Annotated in this window: 1 pseudogene; it reads left to right on the top strand. The window is 79.4% G+C overall.

Annotated elements, in window-relative coordinates:
- Positions 1-512 (top strand): annotated as a pseudogene (locus AH6_RS44595) (chromosome segregation ATPase); the annotation flags it as partial.
- Between the last annotated feature and the right edge of the window lie 27 nt (positions 513-539).

Consider the following 539-nt stretch of genomic DNA (forward strand, 5'->3'; position numbering starts at 1 on the left):
CCGACGCCCGCGCCGGCGACGCCGAGCGCCGCGCCGCCGAGGCCGTCCGCCGCGTCGCCGAGGCCGAGGCCGAGCGCCAGCAGGCCCTCGACACCGCCGCCCAGTCCCTGGAGGCCGCCAAGAAGGCCGAGCGCGCCCTGGAGGGCGCCGCCCAGGCCCGCGACGCCGCCGAGCGCACCCGCGAGGCCGCCGTGCAGGCCCAGGCCCGCGCCGAGTCGGAGCTGACCATCTCCCGGGGCCGCGCCGACCAGGCCGACCGCGAGCGCGAGAAGGCGGTCGCCGGGATGCGCCAGATGGCCGCCGAGCGCGACGCCATCGCCGAGAAGCTCGCCGAGCGCGACCAGTGGGTGGACCAGCTCGCCCAGGCCGTCACCGAGCAGCGCGCCGCCATCGCCGAGCTGTCGCAGGAGCGCGACGCCGCCCGGCAGGCCGCCGACCAGGCCCGCTCCCTGATCGACGAGCTGACCCGCCAGCTCCGCACGATCATGCCCACCGGCGCGCCGCGTCTATAGAGCCCCGGCCCAGGGGGCTCGCCTGGC

Source organism: Actinomadura hibisca NBRC 15177 (genome assembly GCF_001552635.1).
Lineage (GTDB): Bacteria > Actinomycetota > Actinomycetes > Streptosporangiales > Streptosporangiaceae > Spirillospora > Spirillospora hibisca.